Genomic DNA, 14,691 nt, shown 5'->3' with positions numbered 1-14,691 from the left:
CGTTACGATTACGCGGTTGGTTTTTCAGGCTCTACTGTTGAGTCTAGCTCTTCTACCGTGTGGTGATGGTTAGTGAAGACACAAATATCACCCGCGATATTGAGAGCTTTTTCCGCGATCTCACGAGCATCTAGATCTGTGTTTTCTAGTAGGGCGGTTGCGGCAGCTTGTGCGTAAGCACCACCAGAGCCAATCGCAATCAGGTCGTGTTCTGGCTGTACGACATCACCATTACCGGTAATGATTAACGATGCGGTTTCGTCGGCAACGGCAAGTAAGGCTTCGAGCTTGCGCAGAGCACGATCGCTACGCCAGTCTTTGGCTAGCTCAACTGCCGCTTTGGTTAGGTGACCTTGGTGCATTTGCAGTTTGCTTTCGAAGCGCTCAAAAAGGGTGAAGGCATCCGCAGTACCGCCGGCAAAGCCCGCTAGTACTTGGTTGTTGTATAGGCGGCGAACTTTGCGCGCATTACCTTTCATTACGGTATTGCCTAGAGATACTTGGCCATCACCCGCGATGACGACTTTATTATTTCGACGTACAGATACAATGGTAGTCACAGTCGACCTCTTGATTATTTCTCTTTGGATTTAATTCAGTATATGGGGGAGGAGAAATGGGGATTCAAGGGGGCAAAAAGAAAGGCCCTAGGATCTTAGCTCCTAGGGCCTGAGTTTAAAGATTTTCTTTCCAAATCGCACACGGCTCGATTTTCGCGCGTTGCAGTTTATGACGGTCACGTTCTGCATCACGTTTGAACTTATACGGACCTAGCACCACGCGATACCATGAACTGCCTTCTTTCTTACGAATCTTGCTCGACATCCCTTGGAACGCGATTGCAAGCTTGCGCTCTTCCGCTTGTGCCTGAGTTTTGTACGCGCCACACTGCATGATGTAAGGAATTTTAGAAACTTCAATTTCTTTGGCCACAACTTCAACTTCACGTTTCGGTAGTGACTCAACATATTCCCATTTTTCTTCTGGTGGTGGCGGCAAGTCTTTTTTCGGCTTTGGTTTGCTTACAGTGGTTTTTGGCTGCTTCACGACTGGTTGTTTAGGTTCTGGGTCGCTACTCAAAAGGTAAAGACCATAGCCAAAACCGCCCACGAGCAAGATAGCGAGCAGGCCACTGCGCCAAGGTTTTTTTCTTCTCGGCGGCTGTTTTTTTGTCGACTTTTTTGGGGCGCCTCGCCCCCGTCTTACATAATCTCTATTTGCCACGGTTATTTCTGGTCATCAAGGATTCTTGCAAATATGTTAATCCAGAACGAGTTGAGAAAACACCCTATTGATAGAATCTTGATAGCTAAAGCGCGACAACGCCCGAGTGTAGGAGTGTGTTTCTGTTCTCGCTTATATTTATTCGGGGATATACAAAAAGCAGGAGGGGTAAATAAAAAAGCGGCGCCTTAGCACCGCTTTGGGGATGAATACCTAATCTTTAGGTTAAGGTCGCTGTGGTGGCGCTGCACTTCCACGAATGACGAGATTAGTTTCAAGCAGACGCGAGCCTGAATGCACGTCGTGGCCTTTTAACATCTCGAGCATCATTAGCATCGCTTGTCGACCAATCTCATAGCGAGGTTGAGAGATGGTGGTCAACGGTGGATCGCAGTACTGAGCGAAGTTAATGTCATCAAAGCCCACAACAGAGAGATCTTGCGGTACTCGTAAGCCAAGCTTTTTCGCTTCTTGAATTGCGCCGATGGCCATTGTGTCACAGTGACAGAAAATAGCCGTTGGTGGTTCTGGCAATTCGAGCAGTTTACGAACGGCTTTTGCTCCGCCATCAAAAGAGAACTCAGTAATGACACTATATTGTGGATCTTTATTGATGCCGGCACGGCGCAGGGCTTGTTGGTAGCCTTGCTGGCGGAACTGACACAATATTGCTGTATCTGGTCCAGAGATTTGAGCAATGCGTTTATGACCTAATTGAGTCAGGTAATTCACTGCTTCAAATGCTGAGGTCAGGTTATCAATATGTACTGTCGGAAGCTCAAGCTCTGGCGCAAATTCACACGCCATTACCATCGGAGGTAAGTTCTTTTGCTCTGGCTTACTGACATCGAATGGTAGATCTGTACCAAGCAGTAGCATTCCATCTGCCTGCTTAGTAAATACGAGGTTAACGAAAGAGCTTTCGCGTTTCTTCTGTTGTCCGCTATCGCCCAGCAGGACTAGATAGCCATGTTCCATGGCTGCATCTTCAATACCGCGAATAATTTCAGAAAAATAAGGATCACAGATGTCGGGAACGATAGTAACAATGGTTTTTGATTCGTTTCTACGTAAGTTACGCGCTAATGAGTTTGGAGAATAACCCGCTTCAAGTACGGCATCTTCTACTCTCTTTCTTGTAGAAGAAGAGACTTTCTCTGGATTCATTAAGGCTCGAGATACCGTAGCCGTAGACACTCCCGCAAGCTGGGCAACATCCTTCATTGTCGCCATAGTTTTTAACCTCTCATTTATTTTTTGCCAAGATGACGTTATTCCGGTTTGAAATCAGAGTAATCAAACCGAGTTAGAGCTGTATTTGCTCTTCGCTCAGTTCGTGTTAACGAGTGGGAAAATGGATTCTTCACCGCGATATCAATTTGTGGGAATAGTCATTGTTTTAATCTAAGCCTGTGCAAACAAGTCACTTTAGACTTTTCTAATTTGGATAGTCTATTCATTTCTAAAGTGAAAGTTACGGTCTGTTTAACAAAAATTGTAATCTTGGTGTGATTCTGGTCACATTAAATGGTAATTCATTACATAGTTAAACGTTTGCTAGCTGAGATCTTGTGGTTCTATGTCTAAATTCCAGCGTACTTTCTTAGCATTTGGCAACAACTCAATAGCAGGTTTGGCACTGGTTAATAACTTTTGCATCAATGAACGATGCTGAGTTTGCAGTAATAGTTGCCAACGGTATTTACCAGCCCGCTTGGCCAAAGGTGAAGGAGTAGGGCCTAACACCATGCAGGAATCATCGAACAGAGGGTGTGACTCTAACGTAAAGCGAACCTGACGCAGGAAGTCTTCAACTACCTCACTTTGGTTCGCCTCTGCTTTAAACAGAGTCAAGAAACTATAAGGCGGAAGCTGAGCCAGTTTGCGTTCTTCCAGAGCAGTCATAGCAAAGTGGCGATAGTCTTTTTGAAGCAGGGCCTGCAGCAAGCTGTGCTCAGGATGGTGGGTTTGTAGGATAACCTCGCCAGGTTTACTTGCGCGGCCGGCACGACCTGCGACCTGAATAAACAACTGCGCTAGTCGCTCGGAAGCGCGGAAGTCACTACTATAGAGAGAGCCATCAACATCCAAAAGAGCAACGAGCGTTACATTTGGAAAATGGTGCCCCTTAGCCAGCATTTGGGTGCCAATCAGAATTTGATGTTCACCTTTGCGAATCGATTCAAGGGCATCTTCCAAACTACCTTTGCGACGTGTGCTGTCTCTGTCGATGCGAATGGCGTTGTATTCTGGAAATAACTGAGCCAATTGTTGTTCGAGTTGTTCCGTTCCTACGCCGACGGTAACCAATTGGGTTGAACCACACCCCTGACATTGATGAATCACCGGTTGTTGTGAGCCGCAGTGATGGCAGCGTATTTCGTTGCTGTAATGGTGGAACGTATAGTACGCATCACAGCGTTTACATTCTGCAATCCAACCGCATTCATGGCACATCAAAGCGGGCGAAAAGCCTCGACGGTTAAGAAACAACATTACTTGATTGCCCGCTTTTAAATGCTTGCGCATCTCGGCAATCAGTTGGGCAGATAAACCACTTTCTAAATACTGACCTTTTACATCTAACACTTTATTAGTGGTTGGCACGGCAGAGCCAGCTCGTTGGGTTAGTGTTAAATGGTGATATTTGCCTGACAAGGCATTGTGTAATGTCTCCAGTGCAGGTGTGGCTGAGCCCAGAACAACCGGAACTTGTTCTTTATGAGCGCGCATTACAGCAACATCACGAGCGTGGTAACGCAAGCTGTCTTGTTGCTTATAAGAGGAGTCATGCTCTTCATCCACAATGATAATCCCGAGATCAGCAAAAGGCGCGAGTAGGGCTGAGCGTGTGCCGATAATGATCCCGGCCGCTTTGTCGCGTGCAGAAAGCCACGCATTCAGACGCTCCGTCTCGTTTAACCCGGAGTGGATGACGTCAACTGGCACATTAAAACGGCGTTTAAAGCGGTTGATGGTTTGGGGCGTTAAGCCAATCTCTGGTACTAAAACCAAGGCTTGTTTCCCTTGCTCTAAAACTGGCTTGATAAGGTTGAGGTACACTTCTGTCTTACCTGAGCCCGTGACGCCTTCTAATAAATAGGAGGCAAAACCTGTTTGGCTATTTACACTCGCAATAGCCAGCGCTTGTTCGTGGTTGAGCTTTGGCTTTTCGACGTCGCATTCAACGTGCTGTCCCCACTGGGTGATTACAGGCTTCTTCTCGATACGTTCAATCCAGCCTTTCTCTTCTAAAGACTTTAGTACTGTTGAGGCTATCTCTTGGTCGACAAATTCCTGGTGAGGCAAAGCGCCGTTAACCAACATTTGCAAGACCTTCTGTTGTTTGACCGCTCGACGATCAAGACCTTGCATCAGCTTGTCTTTACCGGATTCGGTAATTTGCCACTCTTGTAGCGTCGCAAAATCTGCAGGCTTTCCTTTACGTAGAGCTGCTGGCATCGCATTGTGTAGCGTATCTCCAAGTGGGTATTGGTAGAACTGGCTGCACCAAGTCAGCAACGAATAAAGCTTTTCAGACCATATCGGCTGAGAATCAAGAACTGCTTTGATTGGCTTGAGTTGATCTTTGGGAAAGTCCGAGTGATTAACCATCGCGGTGACGATGCCAACTAACGTTTGGCGTCCAAAAGGTACGGAAACGCGTCCACCAATGATCGGAAACAGGTGCCCCGGAATAGCGTAATCAAATTGTTTGTCGAGCGGAACGGGTAATGCCACTCTAGCAATGGTTGGACGCATAAATTTTTAGCTATTAAAAAAGAGGGAAAGGAAATGAGAGTCTATTAAAATCGGTATGGAAATTCGAGTAAAGCAATGCGATTCAGCGTGAATCGTGCCTCTATGATTAGTCTGGCTAAAAAAGTGGCGAAAAAGTTGCCAAATGTGTTGATCCGAGCAATGTGATTCTTTACTATATCGCGCCTTGAGATATGGCTTCGGCAATTAGTTGATGCGGTATCCCATTTTATTATTAATTGCGTGTGGTGTGCGGCTTAGATTCGTATAGCGACACGGCCTACTATTGAGGTTATCCCATGAAAGCTGGTATCCACCCAGAATACAAAGCAGTAAAAGCGACTTGTTCTTGCGGCAACTCTTTTGAGTTCAACTCTACTCTAGGTAAAGAGTCTATCCACCTAGACGTATGTGACAAGTGTCACCCATTCTACACTGGTAAGCAACGTATCGTTGATACAGGCGGCCGTGTTGATCGCTTCAACAAGCGTTTCGGTGCACTATCAAGCGGTAAGAAATAATAGCAGCCGCTATTACGATTACAGTTTAGAAAAGGACGCTTCGGCGTCCTTTTTGTTTTAATGGCTACCAAGCGAAGAGGAATGTATGGGGTTTGGAATATTCCCGATTATTTTTCACTCAGCGCTTGCAACCTAAAGTGTGATCTGTATAATGCAGCGCACTGGTTAAGCCAGTTGTGAACCAATGAGCAGTGAGGAGCGAGCAAATCTAAGGATTTGCGAGGTAATGTATACTCAGCTTATGTTCGCGGTTAATACAATTAGCTATCTTTTCTTCGGAAAAACTATCCTCAAAGGTGACTTTGGCATATAGGGATAGTTAATCGAAAATTAACTGACAATGCGTCCTAATCTTGGATGCTACGGTTTCACATAAATCAATCGGCATTCTCTCGTCTTGACGAGTTTGAGTGGCGATATTGTTTGTGTAATTTATTAAATTTGGAGCTCTGTCTCATGCAGAACCAACGTATCCGTATCCGCCTAAAAGCTTTCGATTACAAACTAATCGATGCTTCTACAGCGGAAATCGTTGAAACAGCTAAGCGCACTGGCGCACAGGTTCGTGGTCCAATCCCACTGCCAACTCGTAAAGAGCGTTTCACAGTTCTTATCTCTCCACACGTTAACAAGAAAGCACGTGACCAGTACGAAATCCGTACTCACAAGCGTCTAATCGACATCGTTGAGCCAACAGACAAGACTGTTGATGCTCTAATGCGTCTAGACCTTGCTGCGGGCGTTGACGTTCAAATTAGCCTAGGTTAAGGGAGATTAGAAGTATGATTGGTCTAATCGGTCGTAAAGTGGGCATGACCCGCGTATTTACTGAAGAAGGCGTTTCTATCCCAGTAACAGTTGTTGAGGTTGAAGCTAACCGTGTTTCTCAAGTGAAAACTCTTGAAACTGACGGCTACGCAGCAATCCAGGTTACAGCTGGTTCTAAGAAAGCTAACCGTGTAAACAAAGCTGAAGCAGGTCACTTTGCTAAAGCTGGCGTTGAAGCTGGTCGCGGTCTTTGGGAATTCCGTTTAGAAAACGGCGAAGAGTTCGAAGTTGGTTCAGAACTAACTGTTGAACTATTCAACGAAACTAAGAAAGTAGACGTTACTGGTACATCTAAGGGTAAAGGTTTCCAAGGCGCTGTTAAGCGTTGGAACTTCCGTACTCAAGATATGACTCACGGTAACTCATTGTCTCACCGTGCTCCTGGTTCTATCGGTCAATGTCAGACTCCAGGTCGCGTATTTAAAGGCAAGAAAATGGCAGGTCACATGGGTGCTGAGCGTGTAACGACTCAAAACCTAGAGATCGTACGTGTTGACGCTGAGCGCAACCTGCTTCTTATTAAAGGTGCAGTCCCAGGCGCAACTGGCGGCAACGTGATCGTTAAACCAGCTGTTAAAGCATAACGTCTCAGGAGTAAGTAATGGAACTAATGGTTAAAGGTGCCGATGCACTAACTGTTTCCGAAACTACTTTCGGACGTGAGTTTAACGAAGCTCTTGTACACCAAGTAGTTGTTGCGTACGCAGCAGGTGCTCGTCAAGGTACTCGTGCTCAAAAAACACGTTCAGAAGTTTCTGGCGGTGGCGCTAAGCCATGGCGTCAAAAAGGTACTGGCCGTGCGCGTGCTGGTACAATCCGTAGCCCAATCTGGCGTACAGGTGGTGTTACTTTTGCTGCGAAACCACAAGATCACAGCCAAAAAGTAAACAAAAAAATGTACCGTGGTGCTATGAAGAGCATTCTTTCTGAGCTTGTTCGTCAAGAGCGTCTAATCGTTGTTGATAACTTCTCAGTTGAAGCACCAAAGACTAAAGAGCTAGTTGCTAAGCTTAAAGAGCTTGAGCTAACTGACGCTCTAATCGTGACTAGCGAAGTAGATGAGAATCTATTCCTAGCTGCTCGTAACCTATACAAAGTTGACGCACGTGATGTTGCTGGTATCGATCCAGTATCTCTAATCGCGTTTGACAAAGTTGTAATGACTGCAGAAGCAGTTAAGCAAGTAGAGGAAATGCTAGCATGATCACTGAAGAGCGTATCCTAAAAGTTCTACGTGCACCGCACATCTCTGAAAAAGCAACTATGGCAGCTGAGAAAGCGAACACTATCGTTTTCAAAGTAGCTAAAGATGCGACTAAAAAAGAGATCAAAGCAGCTGTAGAAAAGCTATTTGAAGTTGAAGTTAAGTCTGTAAATACTCTTATCACTAAGGGTAAGACCAAACGTCAAGGTCTACGCCAAGGTCGCCGCAGCGACGTTAAGAAAGCGTACGTTACTTTGAAAGAAGGTCAAGATCTTGACTTCGTTGGCGGCGCGGAATAACAGGAGTAGTTAAAAATGGCTATTGTTAAATGTAAGCCGACTTCCCCTGGTCGTCGTCACGTTGTTAAAGTTGTTAACGCTGACCTACACAAGGGCAAGCCATACGCACCTCTTCTAGAGAAAAACTCTAAGAACGGTGGTCGTAACAACAAGGGTCGTATCACAGTACGTCACATCGGCGGTGGTCACAAGCACCACTACCGTGTAGTTGACTTCAAACGTACTAAAGATGGTATTCCAGCGACAGTTGAGCGTCTTGAATACGATCCAAACCGTAGCGCAAACATTGCTCTAGTTCTTTACAAAGACGGTGAGCGTCGCTACATCCTAGCACCTAAAGGTGTTGTAGCTGGTGATGTTATTCAGTCTGGTGTTGATGCACCAATCAAAGCTGGTAACACTCTACCAATGCGTAATATCCCAGTAGGTTCAACAGTACATAACGTTGAACTTAAGCCTGGTAAAGGTGGTCAGCTAGCTCGTTCGGCTGGTGCTTACGCTCAAATCGTTGCTCGCGACGGTGCGTACGTAACTATCCGTCTACGTTCTGGCGAGATGCGCAAAGTTCTTTCTGAAGGCCGTGCAACAATCGGTGAAGTTGGTAACTCTGAGCACATGCTACGTGAACTTGGTAAAGCAGGTGCATCACGTCATCGCGGTATCCGTCCAACGGTTCGTGGTGTTGTAATGAACCCGATTGACCACCCACATGGTGGTGGTGAAGGCCGTACTTCTGGTGGTCGTCACCCAGTATCTCCTTGGGGTATGCCTACTAAAGGCTTCAAGACTCGTAAGAACAAACGCACTGACAAGTACATCGTACGTCGTCGTAACAAGTAATCTATATAAAGAGGAATCGCCATGCCACGTTCTCTCAAGAAAGGTCCTTTTATTGACCTACACTTGCTGAAGAAGGTAGAGAAAGCGGTGGAAAGCGGAGACAAAAAGCCTATTAAGACTTGGTCCCGTCGTTCAATGATCATCCCTACGATGATCGGTTTGACCATCGCTGTCCATAATGGTCGTCAGCACGTACCAGTATTTGTAACTGATGAAATGATCGGTCACAAACTGGGTGAATTCGCACCAACACGCACTTACCGCGGTCACGCTGCGGATAAGAAAGCTAAGAAGCGCTAAGGAGTAGATAATGGAAGCAATTGCTAAACATAACTTTGCTCGCATTTCGCCTCAGAAAGCTCGCTTAGTTGCGGATCTAATCCGTGGTAAATCTGTTGACCAAGCTCTAGAAATCCTAACGTTCAGCAACAAAAAAGCTGCTGCACTAGTTAAGAAAGTTCTAGAGTCTGCTATCGCTAACGCGGAGCACAACGAAGGTGCAGATATTGACGATCTGAATGTCGCAAAAATCTTTGTAGATGAAGGCCCAACCATGAAGCGTATTATGCCTCGTGCTAAAGGTCGTGCGGATCGTATCTTGAAGCGTTCAAGCCACATCACTGTTGTTGTAGCAGATCGCTAGAGACTAGGAGAGTAAGCAATGGGTCAAAAAGTACATCCAAATGGTATTCGTCTAGGCATCGTTAAGCCTTGGAATGCTACATGGTTTGCTAACACCAAAGATTTCGCTGACAACCTAGACGGCGACTTCAAGGTACGTCAGTTCCTTACAAGTGAACTGAAAAAAGCGTCTCTATCACGTATCGTTATCGAGCGTCCTGCTAAGAGCATCCGTGTGACTATTCACACTGCTCGTCCAGGCGTTGTTATCGGTAAGAAAGGTGAAGACGTTGAGAAGCTACGCGCAGCTGTAGCTAAAATTGCAGGTGTACCAGCGCAAATTAACATCGCTGAAGTACGTAAGCCTGAACTAGATGCGCAACTTGTTGGTGATAGCATCGCGTCTCAGCTAGAGCGTCGTGTTATGTTCCGTCGTGCTATGAAGCGCGCAGTACAAAACGCAATGCGCCTAGGCGCTAAAGGTATCAAAGTGGAAGTAAGCGGTCGTCTAGGCGGCGCTGAAATCGCACGTTCAGAGTGGTACCGTGAAGGCCGTGTGCCTCTACACACTCTACGTGCTGACATTGATTACGCAACTTCTTCGGCTCACACTCAATACGGTGTGATCGGCATTAAAACTTGGATCTTCAAAGGTGAAATCCTAGGTGGTATGCCAGCAGCTAACGCTGTAGAGCCTAAAGGCGACAAGCCTAAGAAGCAGCGTAAAGGCCGTAAGTAAGGAGTCGACAGATGCTACAACCTAAACGTACTAAGTTCCGTAAGGTTCAGACTGGTCGTAACCGTGGTCTAGCTAAAGGTACTGATGTAAGCTTCGGCGAATTCGGTCTTAAAGCTGTTGGCCGTGGTCGTCTAACTGCTCGTCAAATCGAAGCGGCACGTCGTGCAATGACACGTCACGTTAAGCGTCAAGGTAAAATCTGGATCCGTGTGTTCCCAGACAAACCAATCACAGAAAAACCACTTGAAGTTCGTCAAGGTAAGGGTAAAGGTAACGTTGAGTACTGGGTAGCCCAAATCCAACCTGGTAAGGTTATGTACGAAATGGGTGGTGTACCTGAAGAATTGGCACGTGAAGCGTTCCGTCTTGCGGCACGTAAACTGCCTTTCAAAACTACATTTGTAACTAAGCAGGTGATGTGATGAAAGCACAAGATCTACGCGAGAAAAGCGTTGAAGAGCTTAACGCTGAGCTAATGAATTTGCTACGCGAACAGTTCAACTTGCGCATGCAAGCTGCGACTGGTCAACTACAGCAAACTCATACTCTGAAAGCTGTACGCCGTGATATCGCACGTGTGAAAACTGTTTTGACTGAGAAGGCAGGCGCATAATGAGCGAAGTAAAACGTACTCAACAAGGTCGTGTTGTTAGCGACAAGATGGACAAGTCTATCACTGTTGCTATCGAACGTTTCGTAAAACACCCAATCTACGGTAAATACGTAAAACGTACGACTAAAGTACACGCACATGACGAGAACAACGAGTGTGGCCTAGGCGACACAGTTGAAATCGCAGAGTGTCGTCCACTGTCTAAGACTAAGTCTTGGACTTTGGTAAAAGTTCTAGAAAAGGCGAAGATTTAATCTCGTTAATTCTATGAAACTAAAGCGGCTCCAAAATATTTTTGGAGCCGTTTATTTTTTGACTACCCAATCACAAAAAAGGGTGGTACAATTCGCGTCCCTTTTAAAGAGGCAGCCCGACCCGTGATGGGTCTAGTTATTAATATTTAGCGGAGCACTAACATGATCCAAATGCAAAGTATGCTGGACGCAGCTGATAACTCAGGCGCACGCAGCGTAATGTGTATTAAGGTTCTGGGTGGCTCTCACCGCCGTTATGCACATATCGGTGACGTCATCAAAGTTACTGTGAAGGAAGCAATCCCTCGCGGTAAAGTTAAAAAAGGTGATGTTCTGAAGGCGGTGGTAGTGCGCACCCGTAAAGGCGTACGTCGTCCTGACGGTTCTGTCATTCGCTTCGACCGAAATGCTTGCGTATTGCTAAACGACAATACTGAGCAACCAATCGGTACACGTATCTTTGGTCCTGTGACACGCGAACTTCGTGGCGATAAGTTCATGAAGATCGTTTCACTGGCTCCAGAAGTTCTGTAAGGAGCACGTAGAAATGGCAGCTAAAATCCGTCGTAATGACGAAGTAATCGTTCTTGCTGGTAAAGACAAAGGCAAGAAAGGTAAAGTAACTAAGGTTCTAGCAACTGGTAAAGTTATCGTTGAAGGTATCAACCTAGTTAAGAAACATCAGAAACCTGTTCCAGCTATGGGTATCCAAGGCGGTATCGTAGAGCAAGAAGCAGCTATCGACGTTTCTAACGTGGCTATCTTTAACGCAGCTACTGGTAAAGCTGACCGTATCGGTTTCCGTTTTGAAGACGGCAAAAAAGTTCGTTTCTTCAAGTCTAACGGCGAAACCGTTTCTAACTAATAGAAGTAATTTGGAGTTCTACTATGGCGAAACTGCATGATTACTACAAGTCGTCTGTAGTCGCTGAACTGACCAAACAGTTCGGTTACACAAGCGTCATGCAAGTCCCTAGAATCGAGAAAATCACCCTAAACATGGGTGTTGGTGAAGCAATCAACGATAAGAAACTGCTAGAAAATGCAGCGTCTGATATGGCAACGATCTCTGGTCAAAAGCCACTTATCACAAAAGCGCGCAAATCTGTTGCAGGTTTCAAAATCCGTGAAGGCTACCCTATCGGTTGTAAAGTAACCTTGCGTGGCGAACGTATGTGGGATTTTCTTGAGCGTTTAATTAACATCGCTCTTCCACGTGTACGTGACTTCCGTGGTGTTAGCGCTAAGTCTTTTGACGGTCGCGGTAACTACAGCATGGGCGTTCGCGAGCAAATCATCTTCCCGGAAATCGACTTTGATAAAGTTGATCGAGTACGCGGTCTAGACATCACTATTACGACGTCTGCTGGTACTGATGAGGAAGGCCGTGCTCTGCTGGCTGCCTTTAACTTCCCATTCCGTAAGTAAGGTGAAGGGTTACTGTTATGGCTAAAAATTCAATGAAAGCACGTGAAGCAAAACGTGCGAAGCTAGTAGCTAAGTTCGCTGAAAAGCGTGCAGCGCTAAAAGCTATCATCAGCGATGTAAACGCATCTGAAGAAGATCGTTGGAACGCGGTTCTTACACTGCAATCTCTTCCACGTGATTCAAGTGCATCACGTCAGCGCAACCGTTGCAACCAAACTGGTCGTCCACACGGTTACCTACGTAAGTTCGGTCTAAGCCGTATTAAGGTTCGTGAAGCTTGCATGAAAGGCGAGATTCCGGGTCTTCGTAAGGCTAGCTGGTAATTGCCACTTAATCATTTGGAGTAAATCATATGAGCATGCAAGATCCGATTTCGGATATGCTGACCCGCGTTCGTAACGGTCAGGCAGCAAACAAAGTTGCTGTAAAAATGCCTTCTTCAAAGCTTAAAGTTGCAATTGCTGCACTACTAAAAGCTGAAGGTTACATCGTTGACTTCGCTGTTGAAGGCGAAGCAAAACCTGAGCTAGAAGTTACACTTAAGTACTTCCAAGCTAAACCAGTAATCGAGCAACTTAAACGTGTTTCTCGTCCAGGTCTACGTGTTTACAAGAAGAAAGATGAACTTCCTTCTGTAATGGGTGGTCTTGGTATTGCTATCGTTTCTACTTCCAAGGGTCTTATGTCAGACCGCGCTGCACGTAAAGCAGGTCTTGGTGGTGAAATCATCGCTTACGTAGCTTAATAAGGAGTAGACTATGTCTCGTGTTGCAAAAGCACCTGTCGCTATTCCAGCTGGCGTAGAGGTGAAACTAAACGGCCAAGAAATCACTGTAAAAGGTGCGAAAGGCGAACTAACTCGCGTTCTTAACAACGCAGTTGTAATCGCTCAGGAAGAAAATAACCTGACTTTCGGTCCTAAAGAAGGTGTTGCTAACGCATGGGCTCAAGCAGGTACTGCTCGCGCTCTAGTTAACAACATGGTTGTTGGTGTTACTGAAGGCTTTACTAAGAAGCTAACTCTTAAAGGTGTAGGTTACCGTGCTGCTATCAAAGGCAACGCTGTAGGTCTAACACTAGGCTTCTCACACCCAGTTGAGCACGAGTTGCCAGCGGGTATTAAAGCTGAATGTCCAAGCCAAACTGAAATCGTGATCACTGGTGCTGACAAGCAACTAGTTGGTCAAGTTGCGGCTGACATTCGTTCTTACCGTGAGCCTGAGCCATACAAAGGCAAAGGTGTTCGTTACGCAGATGAAAATGTGCGTACTAAAGAAGCTAAGAAGAAGTAAGGTAACACTATGGATAAGAAAGCATCTCGCATCCGTCGTGCTACACGTGCACGTCGTAAGATTGCAGAACTGGGTGCGACTCGCCTAGTTGTACACCGTACTCCTCGTCACGTGTACGCACAGGTTATCGCGGCTAACGGCTCTGAGGTTATCGCAGCAGCTTCTACTGTAGAAAAAGCGATCCGTGAGCAAGTGAAATACACTGGTAACGTTGATGCAGCTAAAGCAGTGGGTAAAGCTATTGCTGAGCGCGCTCTAGAGAAGGGCGTAACTGCAGTTGCATTTGATCGTTCTGGTTTCCAATACCACGGTCGAGTAGCGGCGCTAGCAGAATCTGCTCGCGAAGCTGGTCTGAAATTCTAAGGTAGGGTTGGAAGATGGCTAAAGAACAACAAGTTCAAGCGAATGATTTGCAAGAAAAGCTAATCGCAGTTAACCGTGTTTCTAAAACGGTTAAAGGTGGTCGAATCATGAGCTTCACTGCACTAACAGTAGTTGGTGACGGTAACGGTCGTGTAGGTTTCGGTTACGGCAAAGCTCGTGAAGTACCTGCAGCGATTCAAAAAGCAATGGAAAAAGCGCGTCGTAACATGACTACGATCGCTCTAAACGAAGGCACTCTTCACCACCCAGTGAAAGGTCGCCATTCGGGCTCTAAAGTTTACATGCAGCCTGCTGCAGAAGGTACTGGTGTTATCGCAGGTGGTGCGATGCGTGCAGTACTAGAAGTTGCTGGTGTACACAACGTACTATCTAAAGCGTACGGTTCTACGAACCCTATCAACATCGTTCGTGCAACGATCGATGCACTAGGTAGCATGAAGTCACCAGAAATGGTTGCTGCTAAACGTGGTCTAACTGTTGAATCTATTTCGGAGTAAGAACACCATGGCAACTATTAAAGTAACTCAAACTAAAAGCTCAATTGGTCGTCTGCCAAAGCACAAAGCTACTTTGCGCGGTCTAGGTCTTCGTAAAATCAACCACACAGTAGAACTTGAAGATACTCCGTGTATTCGCGGTATGATCAACAAGGTTTACTACATGGTTAAAGTTGAGGAGTAATCAG

General features: G+C 46.0%; 25 protein-coding genes. 21 read left to right on the top strand and 4 right to left on the bottom strand.

Features of this window, described 5'->3' with window-relative positions; all coding sequences use genetic code 11:
• Positions 1–8: 8 nt before the first annotated feature.
• From hslV to priA, 4 genes are all read right to left on the bottom strand, one after another.
• Positions 9–560 carry an ATP-dependent protease subunit HslV gene (gene hslV / locus R7Q38_RS16195; RefSeq protein ID WP_005383176.1) on the bottom strand — a complete coding sequence of 184 codons (552 nt, stop codon included), beginning with the start codon at positions 558–560 and terminating at the stop codon, positions 9–11.
• 115 nt (positions 561–675) lie between these two features.
• Entirely contained in the window at positions 676–1,224 is a 549-nt protein-coding gene (ftsN, locus tag R7Q38_RS16190; protein ID WP_062730765.1) for a cell division protein FtsN, read from the bottom strand.
• Positions 1,225–1,449: 225 nt separating this feature from the next.
• Positions 1,450–2,478 carry a DNA-binding transcriptional regulator CytR gene (gene cytR / locus R7Q38_RS16185; protein WP_254901949.1) on the bottom strand — a complete coding sequence of 343 codons (1,029 nt, stop codon included), beginning with the start codon at positions 2,476–2,478 and terminating at the stop codon, positions 1,450–1,452.
• Positions 2,479–2,781: 303 nt separating this feature from the next.
• Positions 2,782–4,986, bottom strand: a complete 2,205-nt coding sequence (gene priA, locus R7Q38_RS16180; protein ID WP_085569690.1) for a primosomal protein N' — start codon at positions 4,984–4,986, stop codon at positions 2,782–2,784.
• Between the two features lie 296 nt (positions 4,987–5,282).
• Between priA and rpmE the strand changes: the two genes are divergently transcribed.
• The 21 genes from rpmE (at position 5,283) to rpmD (ending at position 14,687) form a co-directional block, all read left to right on the top strand.
• Positions 5,283–5,504, top strand: a complete 222-nt coding sequence (gene rpmE / locus R7Q38_RS16175) for a 50S ribosomal protein L31 (protein WP_005379546.1) — start codon at positions 5,283–5,285, stop codon at positions 5,502–5,504.
• 456 nt (positions 5,505–5,960) lie between these two features.
• Positions 5,961–6,272, top strand: a complete 312-nt coding sequence (gene rpsJ / locus R7Q38_RS16170) for a 30S ribosomal protein S10 (protein ID WP_004410492.1) — start codon at positions 5,961–5,963, stop codon at positions 6,270–6,272.
• A gap of 14 nt (positions 6,273–6,286) precedes the next feature.
• The gene (gene rplC / locus R7Q38_RS16165) at positions 6,287–6,916 is read left to right on the top strand and encodes a 50S ribosomal protein L3 (RefSeq protein ID WP_005379555.1); all 630 of its coding nucleotides are present in this window, start codon (positions 6,287–6,289) and stop codon (positions 6,914–6,916) included.
• Positions 6,917–6,933: 17 nt separating this feature from the next.
• The gene (gene rplD / locus R7Q38_RS16160; RefSeq protein WP_005379556.1) at positions 6,934–7,536 is read left to right on the top strand and encodes a 50S ribosomal protein L4; all 603 of its coding nucleotides are present in this window, start codon (positions 6,934–6,936) and stop codon (positions 7,534–7,536) included.
• On the top strand, positions 7,533–7,835 hold the full coding sequence (rplW, locus tag R7Q38_RS16155; protein WP_004398471.1) for a 50S ribosomal protein L23: 303 nt from the start codon (positions 7,533–7,535) through the stop codon (positions 7,833–7,835). Before rplD ends, rplW begins: the two co-directional genes overlap by 4 nt.
• Positions 7,836–7,850: 15 nt before the next feature.
• Positions 7,851–8,675, top strand: coding sequence for a 50S ribosomal protein L2 (gene rplB, locus R7Q38_RS16150; protein ID WP_005383168.1), 825 nt, complete (start codon positions 7,851–7,853; stop codon positions 8,673–8,675).
• Positions 8,676–8,696: 21 nt separating this feature from the next.
• The gene (gene rpsS, locus R7Q38_RS16145) at positions 8,697–8,975 is read left to right on the top strand and encodes a 30S ribosomal protein S19 (RefSeq protein ID WP_004394525.1); all 279 of its coding nucleotides are present in this window, start codon (positions 8,697–8,699) and stop codon (positions 8,973–8,975) included.
• A 10-nt stretch (positions 8,976–8,985) separates the two neighbouring features.
• The gene (gene rplV, locus R7Q38_RS16140; protein WP_005383164.1) at positions 8,986–9,318 is read left to right on the top strand and encodes a 50S ribosomal protein L22; all 333 of its coding nucleotides are present in this window, start codon (positions 8,986–8,988) and stop codon (positions 9,316–9,318) included.
• A gap of 18 nt (positions 9,319–9,336) precedes the next feature.
• The gene (rpsC, locus tag R7Q38_RS16135; protein ID WP_005383161.1) at positions 9,337–10,035 is read left to right on the top strand and encodes a 30S ribosomal protein S3; all 699 of its coding nucleotides are present in this window, start codon (positions 9,337–9,339) and stop codon (positions 10,033–10,035) included.
• A gap of 11 nt (positions 10,036–10,046) precedes the next feature.
• Complete coding sequence (gene rplP / locus R7Q38_RS16130) at positions 10,047–10,457, top strand: 50S ribosomal protein L16 (protein WP_005379577.1); 411 nt, start codon at positions 10,047–10,049, stop codon at positions 10,455–10,457.
• A complete protein-coding gene (gene rpmC / locus R7Q38_RS16125; RefSeq protein WP_005379576.1) occupies positions 10,457–10,648 on the top strand; it encodes a 50S ribosomal protein L29 in 192 nt (63 codons plus the stop codon). Before rplP ends, rpmC begins: the two co-directional genes overlap by 1 nt.
• Positions 10,648–10,902, top strand: a complete 255-nt coding sequence (gene rpsQ / locus R7Q38_RS16120) for a 30S ribosomal protein S17 (protein ID WP_005379575.1) — start codon at positions 10,648–10,650, stop codon at positions 10,900–10,902. Before rpmC ends, rpsQ begins: the two co-directional genes overlap by 1 nt.
• Before the next feature lie 162 nt (positions 10,903–11,064).
• Positions 11,065–11,436, top strand: a complete 372-nt coding sequence (gene rplN / locus R7Q38_RS16115) for a 50S ribosomal protein L14 (RefSeq protein ID WP_004410450.1) — start codon at positions 11,065–11,067, stop codon at positions 11,434–11,436.
• Between the two features lie 13 nt (positions 11,437–11,449).
• A complete protein-coding gene (gene rplX, locus R7Q38_RS16110) occupies positions 11,450–11,767 on the top strand; it encodes a 50S ribosomal protein L24 (RefSeq protein ID WP_005379574.1) in 318 nt (105 codons plus the stop codon).
• A gap of 23 nt (positions 11,768–11,790) precedes the next feature.
• Complete coding sequence (gene rplE / locus R7Q38_RS16105) at positions 11,791–12,330, top strand: 50S ribosomal protein L5 (RefSeq protein WP_005379573.1); 540 nt, start codon at positions 11,791–11,793, stop codon at positions 12,328–12,330.
• A 17-nt stretch (positions 12,331–12,347) separates the two neighbouring features.
• A complete protein-coding gene (rpsN, locus tag R7Q38_RS16100; protein WP_004410442.1) occupies positions 12,348–12,653 on the top strand; it encodes a 30S ribosomal protein S14 in 306 nt (101 codons plus the stop codon).
• A 29-nt stretch (positions 12,654–12,682) separates the two neighbouring features.
• On the top strand, positions 12,683–13,075 hold the full coding sequence (gene rpsH / locus R7Q38_RS16095; protein WP_005379572.1) for a 30S ribosomal protein S8: 393 nt from the start codon (positions 12,683–12,685) through the stop codon (positions 13,073–13,075).
• Positions 13,076–13,088: 13 nt separating this feature from the next.
• Positions 13,089–13,622: a 50S ribosomal protein L6 gene (gene rplF, locus R7Q38_RS16090; RefSeq protein ID WP_005379570.1), complete on the top strand. Its 534-nt coding sequence runs from the start codon at positions 13,089–13,091 to the stop codon at positions 13,620–13,622.
• Positions 13,623–13,631: 9 nt separating this feature from the next.
• Positions 13,632–13,985 (top strand): 50S ribosomal protein L18, encoded by a 354-nt coding sequence (gene rplR / locus R7Q38_RS16085; protein ID WP_005379568.1) that lies wholly within the window; start codon positions 13,632–13,634, stop codon positions 13,983–13,985.
• 14 nt (positions 13,986–13,999) lie between these two features.
• Positions 14,000–14,503 (top strand): 30S ribosomal protein S5, encoded by a 504-nt coding sequence (gene rpsE, locus R7Q38_RS16080; RefSeq protein WP_004745894.1) that lies wholly within the window; start codon positions 14,000–14,002, stop codon positions 14,501–14,503.
• Between the two features lie 7 nt (positions 14,504–14,510).
• Entirely contained in the window at positions 14,511–14,687 is a 177-nt protein-coding gene (gene rpmD / locus R7Q38_RS16075; RefSeq protein WP_005379565.1) for a 50S ribosomal protein L30, read from the top strand.
• Positions 14,688–14,691: the final 4 nt, after the last annotated feature.

This window comes from Vibrio sp. Vb0598 (assembly GCF_033338935.1).
Lineage (GTDB): Bacteria > Pseudomonadota > Gammaproteobacteria > Enterobacterales > Vibrionaceae > Vibrio > Vibrio alginolyticus.
Note: the sequence above shows the minus strand (reverse complement) of the source record. Positions and strands in the feature narration are given on the sequence as shown.